We start from the raw sequence: 26,875 nt of genomic DNA, 5'->3' as shown, positions 1-26,875 counted from the left end.
AAAGTGCCTGTTCAGAAGCTCTGTATGTTCATGTCAGGCCAGGGGTGGCGGCACGAGCCGCACAGCTACAGGAGCCCCTCCGGGCAACCCGGCCTCGGCGGGGAGCACGAGTTGGCCGGGCGCGGGCCGAGTTCGGTTCACCCCCGCGTCGGCAGGGACCACAGGTGCCGCTGGTAGCCGCCCCTGGTGCCACACGGTCCACCCCCACGTCGGCGGGGACCACCCGTCGAGGACGGCGATGCACTGGCCGACGACCGGTTCACCCCCGCGTCGGCGGGGACCACGACTGGAGTCGGCTGCTGCTCTGGAAGTCGGCCGGTTCACCCCCGCGTCGGCGGGGACCACGAACTGAGCATCCCCGCGACCCGGTCCATCCGCGGTTCACCCCCGCGTCGGCGGGGACCACGTTCGACGGGGCGACGGGCAGGTCCCCGTCGACGGTTCACCCCCGCGTCGGCGGGGACCACTGCCGTGCTGCCTGATGCGGCCGGTTTGATCGCGGTTCACCCCCGCGTCGGCGGGGACCACTGGCCTTCTACTTCCCTCGGGACGCGGATCAGAGGTTCACCCCCGCGTCGGCGGGGACCACGCGGGGGTGGTGCCGGTGACGGCCGGGGAGGACGGTTCACCCCCGCGTCGGCGGGGACCACACGTCGCTGGCGACCGCGATGTTCAGGCCGACCGGTTCACCCCCGCGTCGGCGGGGACCACCTCCTTGTTGAGCAGCGTGAGGGCCGGAGCTCCGGTTCACCCCCGCGTCGGCGGGGACCACAGGGGCCGCCTCCTGGTCGTACACCTCTGGCACGGTTCACCCCCGCGTCGGCGGGGACCACCGAAACTCGGTCCGCGGCTCGTCGTACGGAACCGGTTCACCCCCGCGTCGGCGGGGACCACAGCAGGAACTCATGCTCCTCGATGGCGCCCTTCGGTTCACCCCCGCGTCGGCGGGGACCACCACCTCGGCCCACGCGCGGGCCACGGACAGTCCGGTTCACCCCCGCGTCGGCGGGGACCACCAGAGCGAGCCGCTCGCGTTCTGCCTCGATTTCGGTTCACCCCCGCGTCGGCGGGGACCACGATGACGACGCTGCCGGTGCCGTATGCCTCGCCGGTTCACCCCCGCGTCGGCGGGGACCACCTTCAGGGTGCCGCCGGCCGCCTGCCCGGCCTCGGTTCACCCCCGCGTCGGCGGGGACCACGTGATCGGCCAGTTCGGTGGCGAAGTCGAGGGCGGTTCACCCCCGCGTCGGCGGGGACCACGACCCCTCCATGACCGCCAACGACTCGATCAGCGGTTCACCCCCGCGTCGGCGGGGACCACGGTGAGAAGTGGGACCCGACCGTTCGGGAGTACGGTTCACCCCCGCGTCGGCGGGGACCACGATGCTCATCGCGGCGAACGCCACCGCCTTCGGGGTTCACCCCCGCGTCGGCGGGGACCACACTTCGTGACCTGCAGCTTAGCTCCCGCTTTGCTTGTTCTTTGCCTGGCTGGTTTGTCGTGGGGCAGCGGTCATGCGCATGAGGGTGAGTCCGTCGAAGTCCATGGGGACGCGGCGGCGTGTTCCGGCTGTGCGGATGGCGTAGCCCTGTTCGGTGGGGGCGGGGTGGACTAGGACGGCGGCACCGTCGGCGACGACTTCGGTGACGGCGTCCCAGAGTTGGTCGCGTACGCGGGCTGAGGCGGTGCCGACGAAGATGCCGGGGACGACTTCGGTGGTCCAGCGGCTGAGGGCGCCGCGGAGGTGGTCGGGGACGGCGGTGGTGGCGATGACGAGCATGGAGGGCATGTCAGGTGCTGTCCGGTGCGTAGTTCACGCCGGCGGGGAGGATGCCGGTCTTGGGGTCCCAGAGGTGGACGATGCGCACGTCGTGACGTTCGGTCGGGTCGTCTGTGTCGTCGGTGGGGGTGTTTGGGGTGAGGAGTCGTTGGATGTCGTGAATGACGCGGGGCAGGAGGCGGATGAGGCGGAGTTCCTCGCGGAATGTGCGGCGGGCTTGTTGTTCGGGGTCGGTTGCCTGGTGGAGGGAGAAGGCGACAGGGAGGGTGGTGTCGGCTTTGTAGAGGTCGGCGATGTCGTAGACGAAGGCGTGCTGGGTGCCGGTGTGGACGAAGCCGAGGGCCGGTGAGCAGCCGAGGGCGAGTACGGCGGCGTGGATGATGCCGTAAAGGCAGGTGTTGGCGGCGGACAGGGCGAGGTTGACGGGGTCTTGCTGGTGCCACTGGTCGGGGTGGTAGTTGCGGCGGAAGCGGCCGATGCCGTGTTTTTGGGCGAGGAGTTTGTAAAGGGCCTTCATGCGCTGGCCTTCCATGCCGCGGAGTTGGGCGAGGGTGGTGCCGTGGGGGACGGTGTCGTCGCCGAAGCGCTGGTGGTACATGCGGGTGGCGACGTCGAGGCGTTGGTGGGGGTCGGCCCAGGCGGTTACCTGGTGTTCGAGCCAGCGGGTGGTGAGGGAGTCGGGGAGGATGCCGGCGTAGGCGCGGACGCCGCCGGCTCCGGTGCAGATGACGCTGGTGCCGTGGCGGGCGAGGGTGGTCAGGGCGCGGGTGGTGATGGAGACGCCGGGGCCCAGGAGCAGGCAGGTCAGTGCGGCGGTGGGGAGGTAGACGGTGTCGGTGCGGTCGTCGTCGAGTTGGATCTGGGCGCAGACGCCGGTGTCGTCCTGGACGACGCGGACCATGTCGAGGTAGAGGAAGGACAGGGAGTCCGCGATACGCGGGAGCATGGCGAGGGTGGGGGCGGCAAGGCGTCTGCGGGCCTCGCCGCCCCGGGGGTGGGTGCTCACGCGGGTGCGGGGGCGAGGCTGAGCAGGCCGGCGCCGTAGGACTTGGCTCGGCCGATGCCGGTGAGCAGGGCGTGGGTGAGGGTTTCGGGTTCGGTGATGGTGGCGGTGCCGTCGTAGCGCACGAGGTGGTGTTGGCCGCGCAGGGTCTGGTCGGTTCGGGGGTGTGCGGCGGTGAGGGGGGTGGGCAGGAGGGTGCGCAGGTCGAGGCCGGCTTCGGTGGCCCGGCGGGTCCACCACTGGTCGGCTTCCTGGCCGGTCAGGGGGATGCGCTGGCCGCGCTGGCCTTTGCGGTCCAGGGGCAGACGTTCGGTTTTGACGGGGTTGACGGTGATGCGGTAGCGGACGGGTCGGCCCTTGGTCAGCGCGGCGAACATCGGGGCGAGATTCTTGAGTTCGGTGTGGCCGTAGTCGTCGGGCAGGCGGGCGGGGTCGAGGACGGCGGCTTGGACGAGGAGGGTGCTGGTGGTGTCGGTCTCGTCCAGGCGGTACAGGAGTCCGGCCGCCTGGCGGGGGCTGTCGCCGAGGTTGTCGGGGACCAGCCGCATCAGGGTGCGGTGCATCTGGGCGGCGTCGTGCAGGTCGCGCTGGACGGCGCGGCTGCGGGGGTTGAGGCGGATCCGGGCGAGCGCGGCGCTCATGCGGGGACCTCTTCCATGACGTAGTCGATCAGTTTCTTGTGCAGGGCGTGGGGGCGGGCCGCCAGCTGGGCGGGCAGCTGCTGCACGGTGCGGTGGATGCGGCGGCGGTCGTGGCCGCGCCCGTCGGGGGCGAAGCTGCGGGGCATGTCCTGCACCATGACGGTGTCGGCAGCGACGGCGGACGGCTCGGGCGAGTGTTCCCACAGGACGGTGACCGGGACGGTGCCGTCGGTGGGTGCGGGCCGGGTGGTGTCCCAGCTGAGCGGCACACGGTGCAGGAGGTCGCCGACGGGGTCGGCGGCGTGGGTGCGCAGCAGGAGCGGCTCGTCGGGGACGCAGGAGCGGCGGCCGAGGTAGGGGGACCAGTGCGGCTGGTGCAGGGCGTGGGCGATGCGACGGGTGGTGTCGGTTGGGCCGGTGACGGCGACGACGAAGACGGCGTCGGCGAGGTAGTGGCGGCGGGTGACGACAGCGGCGCCTTTGTTGCTGCCGCCGCTGGTGGCGGCGGTCTTCTCCTTGGGCTGTCCGCCGCCGACGGTGTGGTAGTCGACCAGGCGGGTACCGGGCCGGTCGATACGGACGGTGAACTCCAGAGCCCGGTAGCGCTCCAGGGCGCCGGTGTCGTGGCGGGGGATGCCTTCGGCGGCGGCGAACATGCCGGTCAGCGCGGAGCGGGTGGGGAAGGGGGCGGTGTCCCGGTCCGGGGTGAACGCCGAGCGTTCACCCCAGGACTGCAGGGGTGCGGCCAGCCGCAGCAGCAGCCCGCTCACGCGCCGGCCCCGGCGGTGGGCAGCGCCGCTGCCTCCAGGGCGGCGTCGATCAGATCGTAGAACGAGTTGTGGACGGCGCCGAGGGGGGTGAGGTCGGCCCTCTCCTCGGCGGGAAGATTCGCGGGTTCCTCGACGGCGGCGTGGCCGTGGAAGGGGCGGTGGCGGTCGCCGGTGAGCCGGTTGAGCTGCTGGGCGTAGCCGGACAGGGCCTTGCGGGAAGCGCGGGCGAAGCCGCCGGCCTCGTCCTTGACCGGTGTCTCGAAGGCGGCAGCTAGCGACAGGGGGCGCTGGGAGCGCACGGCGAGGTAGGCGAGGTCGGGGACGGTGTGGGGGGCGGTGCTGTTCTTCTTCGCCTGGGGCAGTGAGAGCAGGAAGTGCTCGGCGAAGGAGCCCAGCACCGTGCGGGCCGCCTTGTCGTCGCCGTCCAGGTTGGTGAGCAGGTCGGTGATGTTGACGGTGGCGTAGCGGTAGAAGACGCCGGCGCTGAACTCGCTGGTGTCCAGGTGGCCGCTGCCGGTGTCGGCCTCGCCGAGCCAGTCGTCGACGGCGGTGAAGTAGTCGCGCTGCGGCTCGGCCGCGTGGGTGGTGAAGGCGTGGGCGACCTGGGCGGCGCCGTCGACGTTGGCGCCGGGCAGTTCGGCGAGCATCCGCCCCAGCAGGCTGATGGAAGCCGTCCGGCGCTTGAGGATCTCCTCGATCCGGTCGACGGGGAGGATCTGCCCGGGTTTCTTCTTGCCCAGGCCCGCCTCCAGGGCGTCGCGGTGCTCGGCGCAGACCGCGGCGAGTTCCTCCAGCCCGCTCTCCGGCAGGAACAACAGCACCGAAGTGTGACCCTGCTGCTCGGTACCGATGCCCTTCTTCCCCGCACTGGCGGCAACCTGAGCGCCGGCGAACTCGGCCAGCTCCGCCGGCCACCCCGCCCGCTCCAGTGTCTGACTGACCTTCACGGGCACCAGCCGGGTGCGGGCGGCCTTCTCCCCCAGGTCGCGCTCGACCCCGTGACGGATCACCCGTTTCCACGACTGGCTGGAGACCCGGATCCGGGAGGCGTTGCCGTACCGGACGGTTTTCGGCGAACCGAGGTCGTCACGGTTGAGATTGGCGGCCGGAACCGACTGCAGGGCGCTCAGGTCCAGGTACAGGGCGGTCATGCGAGATTCTCCTCAGGCAAGTCGGCGAGGTCGGTCGAAGAAGCGTCAGTGGCGAGGCCGGCGGTCTCGGCTTGGAGGGTGCGGAAGTAGCTCTCCAGCCAGCGGGTTGCGATCCGGTCGCGGTCGCGGTCCCACCAGGTGAGGTCCTCCAGCAGCACCGCCCAGTCCACCGCGACGCCGCCGGACAGCAGATGCCGGGTCATCGCCGGCAGCCGCACCTGCAGAGCCTCACTGCTCTGACGGCTGTACAGATGCAGGTCGCCCTCGGCCGAACCGGCCTTGATGACCTGCGCGTTGACTGCGGCAGCCAGGCTCGCGCCCAGGTTCGCCCGCGCGTACCAGTGCTGCATGCCGCCGTCGTCCTGGGCGCTCTCGGCGTCGGCGGTCCGGGCCGAGCGCGGGCGCGCGGCGATCAGCGCGGCCACCGCGTAATGGGCGCGCCGGGCGTCACGGTGCATGCGCTCCGGCAGCCGCCGTACGAGGTAGCGGTGGAGGTGGTTGCAGCGCTCGACCGGCTGGCCCAGTCCGGTACGCAGAGCCGACTGGGCCTGCTTGTTCACGCACAGGCCCAGCACGTAGGCGACGAAGGCGTCGGAGGGCCGCTGTTCGGCAGGCGGCGGTGACACCGCAGCTGGGGGTGGGGTGGTCACGACACACTCCTCGAAGAGAAGAAACAGGGGGTGGGGGTGGGTGGTCAGGCGGCGGGCCGCAGGAGGGCGCGCAGGGCCGAGCGGGCGCGGGTGCGGGCCCGCGCGACGCGGATGTCGGCCCGGCCGACCGTCCCGATAGCCTCGTCGAGCGCGGTCAGTGCCGCGCTCACCAGAGGCGGCAGCGGCGGACTGTCACACCGCTCGGCATCGGTCATCCGCCAGAACTCGCGCTCGGCCGCGACCCAGTAGCGTCCCCCGGCCGCCATGGCCCACGGGCCAGGCTTCCTCCGATCAAGCTTGACCTTGGCCTCCGACACGGCGCTGGCGTCGGTGGCGAGCTTCCACGCCAGACGGGCGGCGTAGTCCAGGCGCTCGCCGACGTCCTCGGCCGCCCGGTGGCAACGGGCCAGATGGCGCGCCATGCGCGGATCGGCCTCCTCCTGCCACTGCAGCACCGGCGGCGTGGTCGCCTCGAACCACGTCGTGTCCTTCTGCTGCCCGTCCTGATGAAAGCCATAGGCCCGCACCGACAGACGGGACCGAAGACGCCCCGGCAGATCACCGAAGGCGGCGGGCCTGAGCGAGCTGTGTCCGCTGTCCATCAGCAGCAGAGCGTCCAGGTCCCGCCACAACGCCCGCGCCCCGTCCGCCTCACGGACCCGCAACAGCCCGTCCTTGTCACGGTCCACGACCGTGTACGGGTCACGGACGGCGTGCCGCGGCTCGTGGGTGGACCAGGTGATGTAGGCGTCGCACACCTGGCTGTGGTCCGCCGACGGCTTCAGCAGCACCGCGTGCCGGAAGTGCCCGGTCAGCAGCCGCCCCGGCCACGTCGGCTCCTGCAGCGGGCCGAGGGGATCGGGCAACTCCGCAGCCTCCCACGGGCATTCATCCCGTGCCTCCGCTTCCAGCCACTCGCCCGGCAGCGGCACCGCCAGGACCAGACTGGTGAACAGATCCGGAGCCCACACGTGATACGAGACCGCCTTGCGCAGCGGCCCGGCATCCCCGTTACCGGGCTTGACGGTGGTGATACGACGCGGCGTGCACTGCCCGGACGGCCCGCAGTACAGCTGGGCGATCAGGTGCCAGACGGCCTCGGCCGCCGGCACCGCCACCGGCTCCCCGTCCGTGAAGTGCCCGAACAGCACAGCCCCGTTGACCCCGGTGGGCCGCCCGAAAACCAGCTTGTTCACCCCCGAGGGATTCGGCAGACCCTTCGCGTCCAGACAGTCCTTTTCGAGGCGCGGGTCCTGCAGGAACGGCCGCTTCGGATCGAACAGATCGAACCGCCCGGCAGGCACCTCCTCATCGAGATACGCATCCACCGCCTCAGGATCGAACCGGCCCCCGGCAAGAACCCGGTCACGCACCCCCAGCCAGGAGACGATCTCCTCCGCCGCGTCCACGTCGTCCAGACGCACACCCACCTCGTCACGGGCGATACGCGCGGTCATCGCCGCGAGGATCCGCAACAGCCCGGACGCCGCTGGCGGAACCGGCAGCTCCAGATCCACGATCTCGTGGGCCCGGTGGAACAACTCCCGCAGCCCGCACCGCGCGGACACCCCGTCCGCCCACCGCACCCCAATCCACGGCTCGTCCCGCAAGTCGAACCCGTCCGCCATGCTCCCCTCCCCCATGTGGTGTCCACCCCTGCCCCATCAGGGCACGCCAAAGGCCCCCATGCCTCGCATCCGCCGTGCAAAGCGAAGCCGTGGGCACAGTGAAGCAGCCCGCACTGACAACGCACCGGGAGAACCGGATGTGTCGAACTCCTTTACGAATAGGCGCCGTTGGCTCAGCCGCTCTCCATGGATCTAAGCTGGAAGGGCCCGCTTGTCTTGATACTTCCCCACTCTGTGGGTACCTCGATTGGGCATCGCCAGGACTGGACAGAGCACCATCCGCCGGAGCAACCCGAGGAGAAACTCTTGTCACGGCACACACCACCGCACCCGTTACCGGCATGGCCCAGCGCTTGGACATTCATCGTGCTGGTGTTGCTAGTAGTGGTGATCTTGATCATCGAGCCGACTCCGGCCTTGGCGACGACCTGCGGAGCAGTCCTGCTCGTGGTCACCGAAACGTGCCGGCGCCTGGGACTAGGATCGTTGCAGGCGTAGCCCCAGTGAGACTGTAAGTGCCTGCCGACGCGGGGGTGTTCCGCTGGAAGGGCCCGCCAGGCTTGAACACTGCCGCCGATGTCCCCGCCGACGCGGGGGTGCCCGGGGCTCCGGAGATAGCTCTCCTGAGCAAAGCCTCTCCGGGCGCCAGCTACCCAGCCTGGAGAGGCTCTTGGCAGTCCACGCCCTAATCTCGCACAAGCCCAAGTTCCGAATCCAGATGCATCCTCTTTCGGCCGACTTGGACCGACTGTGGTCGGCCCGCCAGAACCGGTTGGCGCAGTATGACCAAGTCCCCGAGAAGGGGATGGTCCGTCCACTCGTCGGGAGCCCTGTGGGATGCCAACTCTCCTTCGAACCAGTCGGCGTTGACCGGGACGGTCCGCGCCATCACGGCCCTGACCTCCGCGACCGTCAGATTTCCGGCACGGCCCGGCAGTAGTTTGATGCCTTCTGGATCCAGGGTGGTGGTGCCGTCGGCATGGGCGTACACGCACAGCAGGCGCACCGCGTCGGCGCCGAGCCGGGTCGCCGCCTCCCACTCCTCTTCCGCCCCGTCCAGATGATGCAGACAGTGCAGTCCCGACACGCTGCTCGTCCGGGGGATGACGAGTACGCGTCCGACGCTGCGCTCGGCCAGTTGCTTGCCCCGGTAGGCGGTGTAAGCCGCCGACTTCGCCGGATCACTCCAGGCGAACCGTTCACCGCTGTCGCCGTGCACCTCTTCGACCAGCTCCTGCACGTCCTGGGGGATCGCCAGCGGCTGCTTCCCCCGCCGGGCCAGGACCTCGGAGGTCTTCCGCAGCAGGAACTCCGCGTACACCTCGCCCCACTGGGCCGGCACCCCGCAGTCTGCGGCAAGCGGGTCCAGCACGACCAACTGCGGCTGGGTCGCCCAGGCGGGCCGGTTCCGTCCCTGAGGCCGGCCGTGTTTCGCCCACCAGGTCTCGTGCCGCCAGCAGCGGCCTGCCCGTTGCAGGAGCAGCGCCAGCGGCGCCAGGTCGCTGATGACGATGTCCGCGTCCAGGTCGAGGGACTGCTCGACGACCTGCGTCGCCACCACGATCCGCCGCTTCGGCCGCGGCCCGGACCGCCCCAGACCTGCCGTGACCGCCTGGGTGCGTCGTTCGCGTTCATCGCCGGGGAACCTGGCGTGCAGCAGCTGTACCCCGTCCTCGCCGCGCGCCGGCAACATCTCGGTCAGGTTCAGATAGGTCTGCTGGGCCTCCGCGACGGTGTTGCACACCACCAGCGCGCAACCGCCCTCGCCTTCGGCCACCGGCTCCAGCAGCCGCCGGATCACCGCGAGCCGCCCCTTGCCGACAGCCTCACCGTGGATGACCGGCTCGATACGGACATGGAGTTTCATGGGCCGCTCGGCCGCCTGCTCCTCGCGCCGCACCCGCGACATCGGGGTGGACGCGCCGTCGGCGGCGTCCACGTACAGCCATCCCGGATACGGAGCCCGGAACGAACGCCCTTTCAGCTCCGACGGTTTGTGCCCCGTCCCCCGCAGGTACTCCTTGATCAGCCGGTCGCTCACCGACGCGGGCAGCGTCGCCGACAGCAGCACCACCGGCACCCCGTACGAGCCCAGCCAGTTCAGCAGCCGCCCCAACAGCACCTGCATATACGGGTCGTAGGCGTGCGCCTCGTCTACGATGAACGTCTTGCCCGACAGGGCCAGCAGCCGCAGCGCGTTGTGCCGCACCGGCAGCACCCCAAGCAGCGCCTGGTCCACCGTGCCCACCGCGAACTGGGCCAGCAATGGCCGTTTTCCGCCGCGCAGCCAGCGCCGCGGCCGCATGTACTCCTCACGCCGCGCACGCCCGGCGGTGCCGTCCTCGTCCCCCTCACACGTCAGCACCCGCAGCCCGCCCGGCTCGTCCTCCGCGTACGCGCTGTTCAACCAGGCCATGCTGTGCGTCAGCGTGAGCCCGGCCTCCGGCCCCGCCTGCCGGGCCACCACACCCGCCACCCGTCCATACATCTGGTCACTAGTCGCCATCGTCGGCAGCAGGAACACAAAGCCGCGCGTGCCCAACCGAGCGGACAACACCCGCTCCGCCTCCAGAGCGGTCTCGCTCTTGCCGTCCCCCGGAGCCGCGGTCACCAGCAGGATCCCGCCCCGCCGCCCTTCCCCGGCCAAGGTGTCCTGCGCGCTCACGGCGGTGGCGAGTTCCTCCGCGACCGACCGCTGCATCGGATTCGGCTCCCCGACAATGCCGTACGCCTCGGCGAAGTCCTTCCGCTCCAGCTCCACCGGCAGCAGGCCCGCCTCACGCACCAGGGCCTCGGCGTCCGCACGCGACCGCTCGAAATGCTCAGCCAGGGAAGCCTTCGGTGCCTGCTGCCGCTTCCGTACATACGTCTCCTGGCTGACCAGCCAGTCCGCCAGGATCACCACACCGGTCACCAAGACCGCCGCCGGCGCCTTCACCTCCTCGGGCGGCAGGGGCCGACCCAACGCATCGAACACCGCACCGGCGTGGGCGACCCTCTGCGCGGCCCAGGCCGGACCACCCAGCAGGTCCATGTTCGACGGGTGGAGGCCCTCGAACTCATGGAACCGGCCATGATGCCCGCCGATGATCTCCGCGACCCTTTGCGCCGCCCCGTACACCGAGCTGTCGCCGTCCCGGAACCCCAGAGCGGCAAGGACCGCCGATGCCGCGTGCATCCCAGCGACCTCGTGCGGCATCCGCTCCACCCCGATACGCCCCCGGTCCCCAGACAATGCCTCGCTCAGCCCCTCGCCGGCACGGCGATCGCACAGCTGGAAACCCGACAGCTTGCCCACGTCATGAAGCCCCGCGCACATCGCAGTCCACGACCGGGCACGCCCCGGATCACCCGGCATCCCCAACCCCGCCGCGATACAACGCCGCTGCCCCTCCGACAGATAGCGATCCCACAAGAACAACGCCACCGCCGCCGCATCCAGCAGATGCCTCACCAGCGGATACGGCCCCAACTCCGGATCCAGACCCCGCGACTTCCCCCACGCCGATTCATCCACCACGCCAAACGAACCACTCACCACGCCCCCTCCCTCGACGCCGGCCACTCCCACGCCCGCAGACCCAACCACACACCACTGACACCCCCAGGCCACAGCCCGGTACAGTCCACCTGTGCACCCCACACCGACCACCCACCCTCACTACCTTTACGTAAAGGGACAGCAAAGCGACCGCTAGAGTCCAGGTCAGGAAGTGTGGTCCCCGCCGACGCGGGGGTGGTTCGGTGCACCGGACCCTGAAGGCGGAGGGGCTGGCGTGGTCCCCGCCGACGCGGGGGTGGTTCGCAGGGGGCGGTGGGCGGCGTACAGGGTGCGTCGTGGTCCCCGCCGACGCGGGGGTGGTTCGTCGGCCACGATCTCCGGCAGGGCGACGTCGACGTGGTCCCCGCCGACGCGGGGGTGGTTCGGACACCCCCGGCCTTGGGGGCGACGTTCACCCGTGGTCCCCGCCGACGCGGAGGTGGTTCGGCAGCGGAGTACGCCGGGGCGCAGACTCTGAGGTGGTCCCCGCCGACGCGGGGGTGGTTCGGCCGCCATCGAGGAGCTCAAGGGCAACCAGCAGTGGTCCCCGCCGACGCGGGGGTGGTTCGCAGTTGGCCACCAGTTACCTGCCGGCCGAACTGTGGTCCCCGCCGACGCGGGGGTGGTTCGCCTTCCGCCGCACCCGCGACATCGCCACCCGGGTGGTCCCCGCCGACGCGGGGGTGGTTCGAGTGCGGGGCCGGGTCTACCTGTTGCCCCAGCGTGGTCCCCGCCGACGCGGGGGTGGTTCGTCGTCGGATGCGGTCGGCATCTGGGGTGCGAGGTGGTCCCCGCCGACGCGGGGGTGGTTCGTCGTCGGATGCGGTCGGCATCTGGGGTGCGAGGTGGTCCCCGCCGACGCGGGGGTGGTTCGTCGTCGGATGCGGTCGGCATCTGGGGTGCGAGGTGGTCCCCGCCGACGCGGGGGTGGTTCGGAGCCGCGGGGCCGCCCGACTCGCGGGGGGCGGTGGTCCCCGCCGACGCGGGGGTGGTTCGCACGCCGGCGAGCCCCTGCACGAGCGCACCGCGTGGTCCCCGCCGACGCGGGGGTGGTTCGATCCATTCCGGCTGCACACCCCGCGCCTGCCCGTGGTCCCCGCCGACGCGGGGGTGGTTCGTCGACGCTGGCCCGGACGTGGCCCGCCGACTAGTGGTCCCCGCCGACGCGGGGGTGGTTCGGTGATCCTGCCCGGCCTCGCCGCCCTCGCCCTGTGGTCCCCGCCGACGCGGGGGTGGTTCGCCCTCGATGCCCTCGGCGCGGACCGAGGTGCCGTGGTCCCCGCCGACGCGGGGGTGGTTCGCCATGCGCGACCCCGACATGACCAGGGTCGCCGTGGTCCCCGCCGACGCGGGGGTGGTTCGCCATGCGCGACCCCGACATGACCAGGGTCGCCGTGGTCCCCGCCGACGCGGGGGTGGTTCGTCCCTGGTCGGCAAGCAGATGGGCGCCACCTAGTGGTCCCCGCCGACGCGGGGGTGGTTCGATGGTGATCAGACGATGAGGGCGAGGTGAGCCGTGGTCCCCGCCGACGCGGGGGTGGTTCGCCGTTCGACGAGCAGTTCATGGCCGACATGGAGTGGTCCCCGCCGACGCGGGGGTGGTTCGTTCGCCGCGCCCGAGCCGCCCGCGATCCGGTTGTGGTCCCCGCCGACGCGGGGGTGGTTCGTACGTGAGGGCCGTCAGTGACGCCGACAGCGAGTGGTCCCCGCCGACGCGGGGGTGGTTCGCTCATCTCGGGGCGCGCGCCGGGCCGCGACTCGTGGTCCCCGCCGACGCGGGGGTGGTTCGGCGTAACGTCTTCGTCAGTGATACGCCCTCGGGTGGTCCCCGCCGACGCGGGGGTGGTTCGGCGCAGGCTGAGGCGCTGCGGCAGACGCTGGTGTGGTCCCCGCCGACGCGGGGGTGGTTCGGTGAGCGCGGTGGCGCTGATGGCGGGGAGTGCGTGGTCCCCGCCGACGCGGGGGTGGTTCGTACAGGTGCCGGCCGCCGCTCGGGGTGTTCACGTGGTCCCCGCCGACGCGGGGGTGGTTCGTTCCCGGTGCAGGTCACCCGGCACCCCTTTGAGTGGTCCCCGCCGACGCGGGGGTGGTTCGTCTCCCGTGTCCACGCCGTCGGGCACATCCCGGTGGTCCCCGCCGACGCGGGGGTGGTTCGGCCAAGGCGATGCGCGCCGGCGCGGTGCTGTGGTGGTCCCCGCCAACGCGGGGGTGGTTCGTCGACGCCGTGGCCGACGCCGCCGCACGGGCAGTGGTCCCCGCCGACGCGGGGGTGGTTCGGTCGCCCCACGTGTACGCCTGCTCCGCTTCCTGTGGTCCCCGCCGACGCGGGGGTGGTTCGGACGCCGACGCCAAGCGCCGCCAGGAGCTCGCGTGGTCCCCGCCGACGCGGGGGTGGTTCGAGGACCCGGAGCTGTTCTTCCCCATCGGCAACGTGGTCCCCGCCGACGCGGGGGTGGTTCGGACCAGCTCATCGAGCTGTACGGAGGTGAGAAGTGGTCCCCGCCGACGCGGGGGTGGTTCGGAGGCGGCGCTGATTTCCCAGGAGCCGATGTCGTGGTCCCCGCCGACGCGGGGGTGGTTCGTCGACGTCGTGGGGTACGGGGCTGGAGCAGCAGTGGTCCCCTCCGACGCGGGGGTGGTTCGGTGACGCGCCTGCCGAATGGGAAGGTCACCGTGTGGTCCCCGCCGACGCGGGGGTGGTTCGGCCGTCGACTCCAGGACGGGCACCCGGGTCACGTGGTCCCCGCCGACGCGGGGGTGGTTCGATGGCACGCTCGCGCAGCCGCCCCATCGCCTCGTGGTCCCGCCGACGCGGGGGTGGTTCCTCGGGGGGGGCGGACCGCCCGGAGCGGCCGAAGTGGTCCCCGCCGACGCGGGGGTGGTTCGCCGGGCACGAAGCCGGTCGTCCACCTGTCCCGGTGGTCCCCGCCCGACGCGGGGGTGGTTCGGTGCACCGGACCCTGAAGGCGGAGGGGTTGGCGTGGTCCCCGCCGACGCGGGGGTGGTTCGCCGCCGCCCAAGCCCAAGCCAGCCGACCCCGAGTGGTCCCCGCCGACGCGGGGGTGGTTCGTTGGAGCGGGAGCGCGCCGTGTACCGGGTCTGGTGGTCCCCGCCGACGCGGGGGTGATTCGCCCCGCCACAGGTACGCGCGCACGCGCATCCGTCGTCCCCACCGACGTTTGGGTGGCTCGGTCACCTGCAAGACTGAGTTCCTGACGCTCGGGTGGTCCCCACCGACGCGGGGTGGCTCATCCGCGACGTGCTCGAAGCTGAGGTACAGGCCGTGGTCCCTGCCGGCTCAGGGGTGGTACGGCGATCAGGACTTGGCCACCGCCGCGGGCCGGCGATGCCACCGGCACAGGGGTAGATCCACAAAGAGCGAGGCAGTCCGGCTGAAGCCCCCTGTAGTGCCTAAACCGAAGGAGTGACTGCCAGCAGCGGGAGTCCACTGGGACTTTTCTGGGACTTCCAGCTGCATCAACGGGCACGAACGTGAAACAGCCGAAATGCGATATGCCCAGGTCAACGACGCGCCACCGCTCATCACAGCAGGTCACACGGCCTGCCAGTCTCTTCCGGGACATCTGACCGCACCGGCGTTTCCCGACGAAGTCCTGTCTCATGTCAGTCACTCAGCGTGTCTGTCGTGGTAGCGAGATCCGCGGTACTACCGCCTCCGGCAATGGCTCTCCCGGGGATGCTAGGGAGAATCCGAGCTGCTGGGGAGCGTGTGAGGAGTATCGACCCCATAAAACGGCACGCCCGTAAGGCTGCAAGACGTAACAGGCTCCTGAACGGCCGTGACGGTGGCTCGGCAGAGGTGGCCCAGGGCGGCGGACCGCCTGCCGATCGACCGGCGGACATGCTCGCGACCGGGCCGGTCTGATCGCCGGAACCTCAGTACAATCGGCGATTTCACGGGCCCTTCAGCAACGCAATCTGAAGGCCCGGGCAGGGGACTTCGTAGGCAGGCTATGAAAGGTGGCCCTGTTCGCAGACCTGGCGGGCGACTTCGCGGAGTTTGACGTTCTTCTCCTGGGAGTAGCGGCGCAGGACGTCGAAGGCTTGATCCTCGGCCAAGTGGCGGGAGCCCATGAGGACGCCCATGGCCTCGCCGATGACGTGGCGGGTGGCAACAGCCTGTTCCAGCTGGGCGTGGGAGCGGGCGCTGGAGAAGGCAATGGCGGCGTGGGAGGCCAGCAGCCACCCCGCCAGGTCGCTGGCCTCGGTGAACGTCCCCGGATTGCGGGAGTAGAGGTTCAGGGCGCCGAGAACCTGGTCCTCGGTGAACAGCAGGAAGCCCATCATGCTGCCCACTCCCAGCGCGTGGGCCCGGGGTGCATAGCCTCGCCATCTCTTTTCGCCCGTGAGGTCGGCGATCCGGAAGACCCGCTCACCACGGGAGCTGTGGGCGGCGTCGAAGCACGGCCCTTCCCCCAGCCGTTCCTGAAGCCGATCGCCGTCGATGACCAGTTGATGGGTGGGGGACGAGCGTCTCCACCCGCTTGCCGTGCAGCACGAGGATGCCGGCCGCGTCACAGCCGTCGACCAGCTCGGTGACCGACGCAGTGATCCGCGCCAGCGTGGCACCCACCGAATCCTGCGCCAGCAGATCTCGCGACATCACAGCCATCTGCTGCGCGAACCGACCCCAGCCCACCCCGTCCTCCAGCCCCTCGCCGCCGTCCGCATGACCCGCATACCCTCGCTTCCACGAACCCGTCAGTGATGTGGGAGACAATTCCGAACCCTGGAGGAGCGCAGCAACCTCTTCCGCAGCCGGATCGCCGGGCGGCGCATCCTGATCGTGCTGGACAACGCGGTGTCGGCCGTCAGTCCGGCGGTAACAGAAGGTGACCGGCGTCCATCGCGCCCCCGAGCGCCGGGCGCAGTACACCAGCACTCTTGCAGACGGCTCTCTGGGGAGAATCTGGGGAGGATGGGCGGCGCTGGGGAGCGCGTGGGGAGAATCAACCGCGTAACGCCGCATGACACCGAAAGGCTCGGAAAGAGCCATCCGCCCAGGCCAGAGGCGAATGAATCCGCATCGCCGCAGGTCAGGGCCACCAGGTAGACAACTTCAAGAAGATTTCCTCGCACTCATGGGCGAGCGGACTCAGTTTTAGGCCGCCAATCGAGTCGGTACCGACACTTCCGACAAGGCCCTTACTCACGAGCCCCCTGAACTGGGCGGGAAGCGGCGCATCCACGGCAGGCGATGCTCCGCTCTCCGTGCCTGCGCCCTGCGCAGGATGCCACCGGCGCGGCACGAGGCGACCAGACTCACGCTCTTCATCTTCTGGACGCAGCAAACCAGCCACATACCACACTCGACGTGCCTCTTGGAAGGCAGCGTCATCCCTAGGCACAGCAGGGCCTCTCTACTGATCGATGCCGACGGCGCAGGCCTTGACAGCCCCTCGCTTGGCGACCAAAAATCGCCGCTGCAAACACGTTACTGAAACGATTCACGGCGAGCGTCAAATCGCCCTCCCTCGGTCTCCAGGACGCCTCTCATTCCGTTCCCTGCACATCGACAGTAGGAGCCCGCATGTCCTCTGTAGCCCGCCGGTCCATCCTGCGCTCGGCCATAGCCGTGGCGCTCGCGCCCACCCTCGGCTCGGTGTTCCTGTCCGAGCTCGCCCCCCTGGCGTCCGCCGCCGTGTCCTGGACCGCGAAGTGGATCTGGGCCCCATCCAGTTCCGCGAACCAGTGGGTGGCGTTCCGTAGATCGTTCACCTTGAGCGCAGCGCCGTCGAAGGCGGTGACCCAGATCGCGGCGGACTCGAAGTACTGGCTGTGGGTGAACGGCACCCTGGTGGTCTTCGAGGGCGGGCTCAAGCGCGGCCCCAACCGTACGGACACGTACTACGACGAGATCGACCTCGCCCCGTATCTGAAGAGCGGCGCCAACACGGTCGCGCTGCTGGTGTGGTACTTCGGCAAGCAGGGCTTCTCGCACAGCAGCAGTGGCAAGGGCGGGCTGCTGTTCCAGTCGGACGTCGAGGTCGGCTCGACGACCACCCGGCTGGTCAGCGACACCGCCTGGAAGCACACCGTCCACCCGGGCTACTCGAACAACACGAGCGGTACCCAGGTCAACTTCCGGCTGCCCGAGTCGAACGTCTACTACGACGCCCGCAACGCCACCGCGATGGCCGGCTGGGAGTCCGCAGGCTTCGACGACAGCGGCTGGAGTGCGCCGACCGACTTCGGTGCCGCAGGCGGGGCCCCCTGGAACGGCCTGGCGCAGCGGCCGATCCCGCAGTTCCGCTACTCGGGGTTGAAGTCGTACGCCAACGCGACCTCGCTGCCGTCCACGGGCCAGGGCTCCACCGCGATCTCGGCAACACTGCCGTCCAACATCCAGGTCACCCCGTACCTGAAGGTCGACGCGCCCGCCGGGGCCGTGATCGGCATCCAGACCGACCACTACGACGACGGCGCGGGCCTGACCGGGATCGAGCCCGGGACGCAGTACAACATGCGCGCCACCTACGTCTGTAAGGGGGGCACCCAGGAGTTCGAAGCGCTGGCCTGGATGAGCGGTACGGCCGTGCGGTACACCATTCCGGCGGGCGTGACGGTCCTGGAGCTGAAGTACCGCGAGAGCGGCTACGACACGGACTTCGCCGGGTCGTTCAGCAGCAGTGACGCCTTCCTGGACACCCTGTGGACCAAGGCGGCCCGCACGATGTACGTCAACATGCGCGACAACTACATGGACTGCCCCACCCGCGAGCGCGCCCAATGGTGGGGCGATGTGGTCAACCAGCTCAAGGAGGGCTTCTACACCTTCGACACCAAGTCCCACGCGCTGGGCAAGAAGGCCATCGCCCAGCTCGCGGCCTGGCAGAAGCCGAGCGGAGCGCTGTACTCCCCGGTCCCCACGACGATCTGGACCGCCGAACTGCCCGTACAGATGCTCGCCTCGGTGTGGTCGTTCTGGACCTACTACCTCTACACCGGCAACGAGAGCGCCGTCACCGCCGCCTACCCGGCCGTGAAGAAGTACCTGGACCTGTGGACCCTGGACGGCGACGGCCTGGTCAACCACCGCGCCGGGGACTGGGACTGGGAGGACTGGGGCTCGAACATCGACGCCCGCATCCTCGACAACTGCTGGTACTACCTCGCCCTGGACACCGCCGCCAAACTCGCCGACCTCAGCGGCAACACCAGCGACGTGGCGGGCTGGAAGTCCCGCCGCGACAGCATCAAGGCCAACTTCGACCGCGTCCTGTGGAACTCCACCCGCAACGAATACCGCTCACCGGGCTACACCCGCGACACCGACGACCGCGCCAACGGCCTCGCCGTCGTCGCCGGCCTCGCCCCCGCCTCGCGGTACAAGGCCGTCACCGAGGTCCTGCGTACGCACCTCAACGCCAGCCCCTACATGGAGTTCTACGTCCTCGAAGCGCTCTACCTCATGGGCGCGGCCACGGTCGCCGAGGAACGGATACGCAACCGCTTCGCCGCCCAGGTCGCCGACCCCGCCTGCCATACCCTATGGGAGGTATGGGTCAAGTCGGAAGGCACCGACAACCACGCCTGGAACGGCGGCCCCCTGTACGCCCTGTCGGCCTACGCCGCCGGTGTCCGCCCCACCAAGCCCGGCTGGGAGACCTACGAGGTGATCCCACAGACCGGCACCCTCACGAAGATCAACACAGTGGTGCCCACGGTCGAGGGAGACATCCGCTTCGGCATCACCCGCGACGGCACCGAGGTCACTCTGACCCTCACCTCCCCGGGCGGCACGACCGCCCGGGTGGGTGTCCCCACCTACGGGGGCTCCTCGCCCGTCATCAAGGCCAACGGCACCACCGTCTTCACGGGCGGCTCCTCCACCGGCAGCGTGTCCGGCCTCAGCTATGCGAGCAAGGACTCCTCCTACGTCTACTTCACCCTGCAGCCAGGCAGTTGGACGTTCGCGGTCACCGGGGCGGGCAGGCTTGACGACGTCGCCCTCGGCAGGTCGGTCACCAGCAACAACAGCCTTGAGAACAGCGACTGGGGCAAGAACCGGCTCACCGACGGCAAGCTCACCAGCGTGGCCGGCGCCAAGGGCTACACCAGCAACGACTTCTCCTCCGCCGACGTCAGCGCGAACCCCGTATGGGTCGAGATCGACCTCGGCGCCGACACCGACCTCGACGCCGTACGCCTCTTCCCCCGCACCGACACCCCGGCCGCCGGCGGCGGCACCGCGGGCTTCCCAGTCGACTTCAGTGTCCAGGTCCGGGCCGACGGCAGCTCCTCCTACTCCACCGTGCGCACCGTCACCGCCGAGCCCAACCCGGGTGGGCTCGTGCAGACGTACGGCTTCAAGAGCACCACCGCCCGTTACGTCCGCCTGCAAGCGACCAAGCTCGGTACTCCCGCCACTGACGAATCCAGCAAGTACCGCCTCCAGCTCGCCGCGCTCACCGTCCCCACGGCCGCGACCACTGTCGCCGCCAACTACACGCTGGAGAACGGCGACTGGAGTAAGACCCGGATCCTGGACGGCACGCTCACCAGCGTGGCCGGGGCCAAGGGCTTCACCAGCATCGACTTCCCCTCCGCCGACATCAGCGCCACTCCGGTGTGGATCGAGGTCGACCTCGGTGCCGACCGGGCGATCGGCTCGGTCACCCTCCACCCCCGCACCGACACCAGCGGAGCCGGCGGCGGCACCGCGGGCTTCCCCGTCGACTTCACGATCCAGACTCGGTCCGACGGTTCGTCCTCCTACACCACCGCGCGCACCGTCACCGCCGAACCCAACCCCAACGGAGCCGCCCAGAGCTACACCCTCAGTTCCGCGAGCGGCCGCTATCTGCGTCTGAAGGCCTCGAAGCTCGGCAAGCCCGCGTCGGACGAGACCACCAGGTACCGTCTCCAGCTCGCCGAGATCCGTATCAAGTAGCAGGTCCGCTCATGGTGGACGGCGGCGACAAGGAGCGGTCGCCGCCGTCCACCACCCGCAAGAGGGGCCCTGTCGCACCCCGGAACAGCACTCCCTGGAACAACGCGGTCTCCCAGACGCCCGGCATCAGCAGCAGGCTGACCTGTAGCTCGAAGATCAGGTTTTCCTGGAGAGGGCATGTACGGGTGCCCCGGGAAGCCGAAGTACAGGGAGCGGATGATGAAGTACATCAAGCTGGGCGACCTTCAGGTCTCCCGCATCGGTCTCGGCGCGATGTCGATGTCGCACGCCTACACCGGGGCGGGCTCGGACGACGCGGAGTCGATCCGTACGATCCACCGGGCGCTCGATCTGGGTGTCACCTTGATCGACACCGCAGAGATCTACGGGCCCTTCGTCAACGAGGAACTCGTCGGCCGTGCCTTGAAGGGGCGCCGCGACGACGTCGTCCTGGCCACGAAGTTCGGCTTCATGTCGCACACGGGTCGCGAAGGTGTCGACGGCAGCCCGGCGAACATCCGCATCTCCGTCGAGGGCTCTCTCAAGCGGCTCGGGACGGACTACATCGACCTCTACTACCAGCACCGGGTCGACCCGGACACTCCGATCGAGGAGACCGTCGGGGCGATGGCGGAGCTGGTGGCCGAGGGCAAGGTCCGTCATCTCGGGCTGTCCGAGGCCGGCGTGGACACGGTCCGGCGTGCCCATGCCGTCCATCGGATCGCGGCCCTGCAGTCGGAATACTCCCTGTGGACACGCGATCCCGAGGCGGAGACTCTGCTCGTGCTGCGGGAGCTGGGCATCGGCTTCGTGCCGTACTCGCCGCTCGGCCACGGCTTCCTCACCGGGCAGATCCGCTCCACGGACGACTTCGCCGACACGGACTGGCGCAAGAACAACCCCCGGTTCACCGGTGAGAACTTCCAGCGCAACCTCCGCCTGGCCGACGAGGTCAAGGCGGTCGCCGACGAGGTCGGCGCGACGCCGGCGCAGGTAGCGCTGGCCTGGCTGCTCGCGCAGGGCGACGACATCGCCCCGATTCCCGGCACCAAGCGCGTCGAACGGGTGGAGGAGAACATCGCCGCCGACGGCATCCTCCTGACCGCAGAACAGATCGAGAAGCTCGACAACCTGCCCGCGGCAGCCGGTGACCACCACGACGAGGCCGGGATGCGCCTGCTCGGTCGTTGATCCGCCCTTCGGACATCCCGCGTCGACGCGGGGCTCCACCGTCACTCGCGCGTGCGGGACCACAACCGTGCGCGCCCGCACGTAAGCGAGGTCGGGATGAGTAGCGAACGCCAGGTCGACGCCGCCACGGGTCCACCGCACACCCCTGCCCCCGTGACCGGCGCGGCCGCCCCCGGGCGAATTGTGCCGGTGGCCTTGGTCCTCGCCTACTTCGGCGCGTACATCGCGGTCATGAGCCCGCCGACCGTGAGCATGGCCCTGCGAGTCGTGGACGTGGTGGGGCACGGTGACAAGCTGTCGATGCTGGGCACCGTCCTGTCCATCGGTGCCCTGGCCGGCGCGGTCGCCTCACCGCTGCTGGGCCGCCTGTCCGACCGCACCACGCTGGCCTTCGGCAGAAGACGGACCTGGCTGGTCATCGGTCCGGTCCTGGGGACAGCGGGCCTCGCGCTGATCGGCCTGGGCGACACGGTGCTCCTGCTGACAGTCGGCTGGGTGCTAGCGCAGGCTGGCTGGTCGGGCACCCTCATGGTCTGTCAGGCCCTCCTGCCCGAGCGCGTACCCGACGCCATGCGCGGCCGGGTGAGCGGACTCATGGGCGCTGGGATGCCGATCGGCATGGTCGGCGGCACCCTCATCGTGAGCCTCACCGAGTCCAGCCCCGCTCTGATGCTGCTGGTGCCCGGCCTGATCGGGGTCGCGACCGCCGGGTTCCTCGTCGCCGTCGTTCCCGACACTCCTGCGGACCAGGCGTCCCTGCCCCGGCTGGGACTGAAGGAACTGCTCCAGACCTTCTACGTGAACCCTCGCCGCTACCCGGCCTACTCCTGGGCCTTCCTCAGTCGGTTCCTGATGTTCTCCGGCGTCTTCATCATCCTCACGTACCAGACGTACATCGTCTCCGACCGCATCGGCTTCACCGGCGCCTCCACCGCGGACAAGGTATTCCAGTCGACGCTGGTGATGGTCGCCGGATCGGTCGCGGCGTCCGTCCTGTTCGGCGCGCTCGGGGACCGAACCGGGCGGCTGAAGCCCTTCCTGCGGATCGGCGTGGCCGCCGCCGTGGCCGGACTGCTCCTCCTCACCGTCGGCGACAGCTTCGGGATCTTCCTCGCGGGGCTCGCGCTCATCGGGATCGGCCAGGGCGCCTACCTCGCCGACGACCTCCCGATGATCACCCGGGTGCTGCCGGACCCGGACGACACCGCCCAGGAACTGGGCGTCTACAACCTCGGCCTGGTCCTGCCGCAGATGCTGATCCCGCTGTACGGGGCGGTGCTGATCGGTTCCACCGCCAACTACCCCCTCCTGTTCGCCGTGGGAGCGGTGTGCGCCGCGGCTGCGGCCTTCACCCTCGCCGGCGTACGCGGCGTCAAGTAGTCGCCGTACGAACCGATTTCACGGAGAGGACACGCGCGACATGGCAGACACGTCACATGGGCGAGCCGGAGCTCTGGTGCTGTTCGGCATCACCGGAGACCTCGCCAAGAAGATGCTGCTTCCCGCCCTGTACCAACTCGTCCACCAGGGCCTGCTGACAGAACCGGTCGTCGGCGTCACCCGCGGCGGCTGGACCCTGGACGGGCTGCGGCGCCACGCCCGCGAGTCGATAGAGGCGCAAGGCCCTCTCGACGAGGACACGTTCGCCCGGCTGGCCGGACTGCTGCGCCTGGCCGTCGTCGACTACGACGAGCCTCGCAGTTTCCGCTCGATCGCCGAGGAGACACGGGGCGCGGGAACGCTCGCCCACTACCTGGCAGTACCACCAGCCCTCTACGCCAGGGCAGCCGGACTCCTCGCCGGCGCCGGACTGAACGACGGCGCCCGCCTGGTCGTCGAGAAACCCTTCGGCTACGACCTGTCCTCGGCACATGCCCTGCAGGCCGAGGTGACACGTCACTTTCCCGAGGAACGGCTGCGCCGCGTGGACCACTTCCTCGGCAAGGACGTCGTCGAGGACCTGCTCACCATCCGCTTCGCCAACCCGCTCATGCAGGCCGTCCTCGACCGCCGCCATGTGCGAAGCGTCCAGATCACCATGGCGGAGGACTTCGACGTCGCGGACCGCGGCGGCTTCTACGATGCCACCGGCTGTCTGCGTGACGTCGTTCAGAACCATCTGCTGCAGACCCTCGCCTACTTCGTGATGGACGCCCCACGATCCAACTCGGCCGTGGACACGCTGACGGAGCGAGCCCGCGCCCTCAAGGCAATCCGGACCGTCCGCCCCGAGGACCACGTCCGCGGTCAGTACGCGGGCTACCTCGACACCAAGGGGGTGAAGCGGGACTCGACGACCGAGACGTACACCGCACTGCGTACCTGGGTGGACACCGACCGCTGGTCGGGCGTGCCCTTCACGATCCGTGCGGGCAAGTGCATGGCGACCACCTCCACCGAGATCATCGTAGAACTCGCACGGCCGGTAACCCCTCACCTCCCTGCCGAGCGGACCGACAGCCCCGGCTCCGGTCTCGTCCGCTTTCGCCTCATGCCCCGCTCCGGCGTCACGTTCGACCTTCTCGCCCAGCACGCGGGCGACACCACGGCACTGGACAGGATCTCGGCGACCGCGGACTTCACCCGCCTGACCGGTAACGACACGACCGCGTACGAGCACATCCTTGCCGACTCGGTCACGGGCGACCCGCGAAGGTTCTGCCGCATGGACATGATCGAGGAGTGCTGGCGCGTCGTCGGTGACATGCTCGGCCCAGAGGAGCCGCCGGTCGTCTACGAGCCCGGCGGCTGGGGCCCCGCTCAGGCCGACCGTCTGGTCACCGACGGCCGCTGGTCGCCGCTTGAGAACGTGGTGTCGAGCCAATGAGAGAACCCTGCCGACGTCCCCGACAGCACCACCCCCGCCGACGCCCGTCAGCGGGGCCGCGCCCCCGTCTGGAGCCCGCTGTGCGTTTACCGTCAGACGACCAGAGCACCCGTGAGGGGATCCTCGATGTGCACCGCGCCTACCTCGACGCGATGCACGCAGGAGACACCGAAGTACTCGACGCCCTCCTCGACGACGGCTTCACCCTCACCCATATGACGGGATACGTGCAGCCGAAGGACGAATGGCTGGCGCAGATGGAGCAGGGGCGGTTCGTCTACCACACCATTGACGAGAGGAACGTGACCCTCGACATCGACGGAGAAACGGCCCGCCTGGTCGTCCGGACCGTCACGGACGCGACCGTGTACGGCACCCGGGCCGAATGGCGGCTGCAACTGGCCACCGGCTACGGACTCAGGGACGACACCTGGGTCGTGCTGCGTACCGAGGCCACCACCTGGTGACCGGGATCGTTCGGAGGCGGATGTGACAGTGAACCGGCTGGGCCTGGTCGTACACGGCGGACGCCCTGAGGCCGTGGAGGCGGCCGGCCTGGTGCGTGCCTGGTGCGAGGAACACGACGTGCGGTGTGCGGACATCGACGTGTGGCACGACGGTGGGCGGCGCAGCGCCCGCGAGGAAGTGAGGGCCGCAGGCGACCCCGACCTCGTGGTCACCTTGGGCGGCGATGGCACCTTCCTGCGCGGCTCTCGGCTGGCGGCCGCGAACGACGCCCTGGTCCTGGGAATCGATCTGGGCAGGGTGGGCTTTCTGACGGAGTTGTCGGCCACCGCGGTGCGCTCGGCACTGGACGCGGTGCGGGAGGACCGATTCGAGATCGACACCCGCATGCTGCTCGCACTGCGTGCCTCCCGTCGGCTGGAGGTGCCGTCGGACATGGAATCCCTCATCGCCTACGGCCGGGGGCCGCTCCTGCCGCCGCCGCAGGTGCGGCCCGACTGCGAGGTCGACAAGGACTGGGGCATTCCCCTGGACGTCACCGCGCTCAACGACATCGTGCTGGAGAAGCTGGTCAGAGACCGGCAGGTGTCCGTCGGCGTCTACGTCTCCGGCCGCCTGCTGGCCTCCTACTCGGCCGACGCACTCCTCGTCGCCACACCGACCGGCTCGACGGCCTACAGCTTCGCCGCCGGTGGGCCCGTCGTCTCGCCGCGCGCGGAGGTCCTCGTCTTCACGCCCGTCGCCCCGCACATGGCCTTCGACCGCTCGGTCGTCACCGCCCCGGACGAGCCCGTCGGGCTGCGTCTTCTGGAACGGTCGGGACCGGCTGCGGTCAGTATCGACGGCCAGCTGCGGGGCGTCCTCGATCCCGGGGACTGGATCGGCGTGTACGCCGCCCCGCGCCGCCTGCGGGCCGTCCGGCTGGGCCCTATGGACTTCTACGGCCGTCTGCGCGAGAGGATGAACCTGACCGATGCACCGGCCGCGGTTGCCGACGGCTCCCCCGCCCCGCTGTGGTCGGTCACGACGGCGCCGCCCCGGGACCTCGCACACCTGTCCCTGCTGACGGCACCGGGCGGTTCCTGACAGGCCGCCTCCGCTCACCCCGTGCAACACGGGGCACCGCCGCCACACCCGACCGCGCAAGGAGTCAGGAATGTCCCGGACGGACACTCCTGCGTAGTTCCCCGTAGCGCCAGGTCTCGCAGGCTGCCACTCCCGCCAGCAAGACGACTACGCCCAGCAGGCCGGCCAGCGGAGGAAGGACGATCGCCGCCGGCAGCCAGGCGAGGAGCAGGCACAGAGCAACCAGGCGGAACGGACCCCACACTCCCGCGGAGATGCGGCCGAAGATCAGCAGTCCCGCGAGATATGTGGCGGCGCCGCCGCACAGCGCGCCGGCGTAGAAGCCGCCGAGTCCCTTTCCGCTGTCCGCGTGCGCCACCACTCCCTCGACGCCGAGCGCGGTCAGCACGATGCCCGCCACGATGGGGAAGTGGCCATAGCCGAACGCATGCACCGCCATACTCAAACGGGAGCCGCCCCGCGTCTCTGCCAGCCGGTGCTCCACCAGCAGGCTCACCACATCGAAGTACAGCCACCACAGCCCTGCCGCCACCGCTACACCCAGAACGCCAGCCGTCAGCAGAGGCACGCTGACCGGATGGTCCGCGGCACCGGCGGCCATGGCGATGAGCGACTCGCCGATCGCGATGATGACGAACAGCTGGTGCCGCTCGGTGAAGTACCCGGCGTCATGGATACGCCAACTGCCGCGCCGCGAGGTCAGATAGACGCCACCCCAGTCCACCACGATCGCCGCCGCGTACAACACGGTCTGCCACCGCCCGCCGATCACCGCACCGGTGATCAGAAGGGCGGAACCGCCCAGCACGGGCGGCCAGGACACCGCGAGTTGGCGCCGCAGTCCCTGGTCACCGCGGGCGAGCAGCGTGTAGATGACGAGGTGCACGCAGCGTACGAACAGGTAGGCGCAGGGCAGAACCAGCGGCCCGTACAACCCACCCGGGGCGTCGTCCCACGCTTCCGGGACAGTCAGCGCCACCACGAACACCCCGGCCATGGCGAGGGTCATCCCCAGCCGTACGACGCCCAGGTCGGCCTGCGCCTGGTTGCCCAGCCACGCGTACGCCGACCAGGAGAACCACACCAGGGCCAGCAGAAGGATTCCGTGGAGCACCCCGATGCCGCTGTGCTCGTGGGCCATGTACTCGGTGACGCGGGTGAGCGTGATGACGTACACGAGGTCGAAGAAGAGCTCGAACGTCGTCACCCGACTGCCGACCAGAACCG

At 70.0% G+C, this 26,875-nt stretch carries 15 protein-coding genes, 1 pseudogene and 2 CRISPR repeat arrays; of the genes and pseudogenes, 6 read left to right on the top strand and 10 right to left on the bottom strand.

Annotation, left to right across the window (positions count from 1 at the left end; translation table 11 throughout):
• Positions 1-133 precede the first annotated feature (133 nt).
• Positions 134-1,443: direct repeats of the CRISPR family, unit length 29 nt; unit sequence CGGTTCACCCCCGCGTCGGCGGGGACCAC.
• Positions 1,444-1,460: 17 nt separating this feature from the next.
• The 9 genes and pseudogenes from cas2e to ACZ7MG_RS00590 form a co-directional block, all read right to left on the bottom strand.
• Positions 1,461-1,790 carry a type I-E CRISPR-associated endoribonuclease Cas2e gene (gene cas2e / locus ACZ7MG_RS00630; RefSeq protein WP_471386428.1) on the bottom strand — a complete coding sequence of 110 codons (330 nt, stop codon included), beginning with the start codon at positions 1,788-1,790 and terminating at the stop codon, positions 1,461-1,463.
• Position 1,791: 1 nt separating this feature from the next.
• Complete coding sequence (cas1e, locus tag ACZ7MG_RS00625) at positions 1,792-2,727, bottom strand: type I-E CRISPR-associated endonuclease Cas1e (protein WP_471386507.1); 936 nt, start codon at positions 2,725-2,727, stop codon at positions 1,792-1,794.
• Between the two features lie 56 nt (positions 2,728-2,783).
• Positions 2,784-3,425, bottom strand: a complete 642-nt coding sequence (cas6e, locus tag ACZ7MG_RS00620) for a type I-E CRISPR-associated protein Cas6/Cse3/CasE (protein WP_471386431.1) — start codon at positions 3,423-3,425, stop codon at positions 2,784-2,786.
• Complete coding sequence (cas5e, locus tag ACZ7MG_RS00615) at positions 3,422-4,195, bottom strand: type I-E CRISPR-associated protein Cas5/CasD (protein ID WP_471386434.1); 774 nt, start codon at positions 4,193-4,195, stop codon at positions 3,422-3,424. Before cas5e ends, cas6e begins: the two co-directional genes overlap by 4 nt.
• Positions 4,192-5,346 carry a type I-E CRISPR-associated protein Cas7/Cse4/CasC gene (gene cas7e, locus ACZ7MG_RS00610; protein ID WP_471386437.1) on the bottom strand — a complete coding sequence of 385 codons (1,155 nt, stop codon included), beginning with the start codon at positions 5,344-5,346 and terminating at the stop codon, positions 4,192-4,194. Before cas7e ends, cas5e begins: the two co-directional genes overlap by 4 nt.
• Positions 5,343-5,996, bottom strand: a complete 654-nt coding sequence (gene casB, locus ACZ7MG_RS00605) for a type I-E CRISPR-associated protein Cse2/CasB (protein ID WP_471386439.1) — start codon at positions 5,994-5,996, stop codon at positions 5,343-5,345. The genes cas7e and casB overlap by 4 nt, the downstream gene beginning before the upstream one ends.
• A 44-nt stretch (positions 5,997-6,040) precedes the next feature.
• A complete protein-coding gene (gene casA, locus ACZ7MG_RS00600) occupies positions 6,041-7,624 on the bottom strand; it encodes a type I-E CRISPR-associated protein Cse1/CasA (protein ID WP_471386442.1) in 1,584 nt (527 codons plus the stop codon).
• A 685-nt stretch (positions 7,625-8,309) separates the two neighbouring features.
• Positions 8,310-11,141: a CRISPR-associated helicase Cas3' gene (cas3, locus tag ACZ7MG_RS00595; RefSeq protein WP_471946111.1), complete on the bottom strand. Its 2,832-nt coding sequence runs from the start codon at positions 11,139-11,141 to the stop codon at positions 8,310-8,312.
• Between the two features lie 198 nt (positions 11,142-11,339).
• Positions 11,340-13,930: a CRISPR direct-repeat array (repeat unit 29 nt; unit sequence GTGGTCCCCGCCGACGCGGGGGTGGTTCG).
• Between the two features lie 1,207 nt (positions 13,931-15,137).
• Positions 15,138-15,798: pseudogene (locus ACZ7MG_RS00590) on the bottom strand (GAF and ANTAR domain-containing protein).
• A 918-nt stretch (positions 15,799-16,716) separates the two neighbouring features.
• On the opposite strand from ACZ7MG_RS00590, the gene ACZ7MG_RS00585 reads away from it, so the two are divergent.
• From ACZ7MG_RS00585 to ACZ7MG_RS00560, 6 genes are all read left to right on the top strand, one after another.
• Positions 16,717-20,079: an alpha-L-rhamnosidase-related protein gene (locus ACZ7MG_RS00585; protein ID WP_471387355.1), complete on the top strand. Its 3,363-nt coding sequence runs from the start codon at positions 16,717-16,719 to the stop codon at positions 20,077-20,079.
• A 219-nt stretch (positions 20,080-20,298) separates the two neighbouring features.
• Positions 20,299-21,270 carry an aldo/keto reductase gene (locus ACZ7MG_RS00580; protein WP_471387410.1) on the top strand — a complete coding sequence of 324 codons (972 nt, stop codon included), beginning with the start codon at positions 20,299-20,301 and terminating at the stop codon, positions 21,268-21,270.
• A gap of 96 nt (positions 21,271-21,366) precedes the next feature.
• Positions 21,367-22,650, top strand: coding sequence for an MFS transporter (locus ACZ7MG_RS00575; protein ID WP_471387352.1), 1,284 nt, complete (start codon positions 21,367-21,369; stop codon positions 22,648-22,650).
• Between the two features lie 40 nt (positions 22,651-22,690).
• A complete protein-coding gene (locus ACZ7MG_RS00570; protein ID WP_471387351.1) occupies positions 22,691-24,097 on the top strand; it encodes a glucose-6-phosphate dehydrogenase in 1,407 nt (468 codons plus the stop codon).
• Positions 24,098-24,177: 80 nt separating this feature from the next.
• A complete protein-coding gene (locus tag ACZ7MG_RS00565) occupies positions 24,178-24,564 on the top strand; it encodes a nuclear transport factor 2 family protein (protein WP_471387348.1) in 387 nt (128 codons plus the stop codon).
• Positions 24,565-24,586: 22 nt separating this feature from the next.
• Positions 24,587-25,648 carry an NAD(+)/NADH kinase gene (locus ACZ7MG_RS00560; RefSeq protein WP_471387345.1) on the top strand — a complete coding sequence of 354 codons (1,062 nt, stop codon included), beginning with the start codon at positions 24,587-24,589 and terminating at the stop codon, positions 25,646-25,648.
• A 64-nt stretch (positions 25,649-25,712) separates the two neighbouring features.
• Here ACZ7MG_RS00560 and ACZ7MG_RS00555 read toward each other — a convergent pair whose 3' ends face one another.
• Positions 25,713-26,855: a low temperature requirement protein A gene (locus ACZ7MG_RS00555; protein ID WP_471387342.1), complete on the bottom strand. Its 1,143-nt coding sequence runs from the start codon at positions 26,853-26,855 to the stop codon at positions 25,713-25,715.
• Positions 26,856-26,875 lie beyond the last annotated feature (20 nt).

The organism is Streptomyces sp. NPDC107538 (genome assembly GCF_055657445.1).
Note: the sequence above shows the minus strand (reverse complement) of the source record. Positions and strands in the feature narration are given on the sequence as shown.

Bases quoted from the DNA above. Each gene is read 5' to 3' on its own strand.
- ACZ7MG_RS00570 (WP_471387351.1), top strand. From the start codon at position 22,691: ATGGCAGACACGTCACATGGGCGAGCCGGAGCTCTGGTGCTGTTCGGC.
- cas6e (WP_471386431.1), bottom strand. From the start codon at position 3,425: ATGAGCGCCGCGCTCGCCCGGATCCGCCTCAACCCCCGCAGCCGCGCC.
- cas2e (WP_471386428.1), bottom strand. From the start codon at position 1,790: ATGCCCTCCATGCTCGTCATCGCCACCACCGCCGTCCCCGACCACCTC.
- casA (WP_471386442.1), bottom strand. From the start codon at position 7,624: ATGGCGGACGGGTTCGACTTGCGGGACGAGCCGTGGATTGGGGTGCGG.
- cas7e (WP_471386437.1), bottom strand. From the start codon at position 5,346: ATGACCGCCCTGTACCTGGACCTGAGCGCCCTGCAGTCGGTTCCGGCC.
- ACZ7MG_RS00580 (WP_471387410.1), top strand. From the start codon at position 20,299: ATGAAGTACATCAAGCTGGGCGACCTTCAGGTCTCCCGCATCGGTCTC.
- cas1e (WP_471386507.1), bottom strand. From the start codon at position 2,727: ATGCTCCCGCGTATCGCGGACTCCCTGTCCTTCCTCTACCTCGACATG.
- ACZ7MG_RS00575 (WP_471387352.1), top strand. From the start codon at position 21,367: ATGAGTAGCGAACGCCAGGTCGACGCCGCCACGGGTCCACCGCACACC.
- ACZ7MG_RS00585 (WP_471387355.1), top strand. From the start codon at position 16,717: ATGTCCTCTGTAGCCCGCCGGTCCATCCTGCGCTCGGCCATAGCCGTG.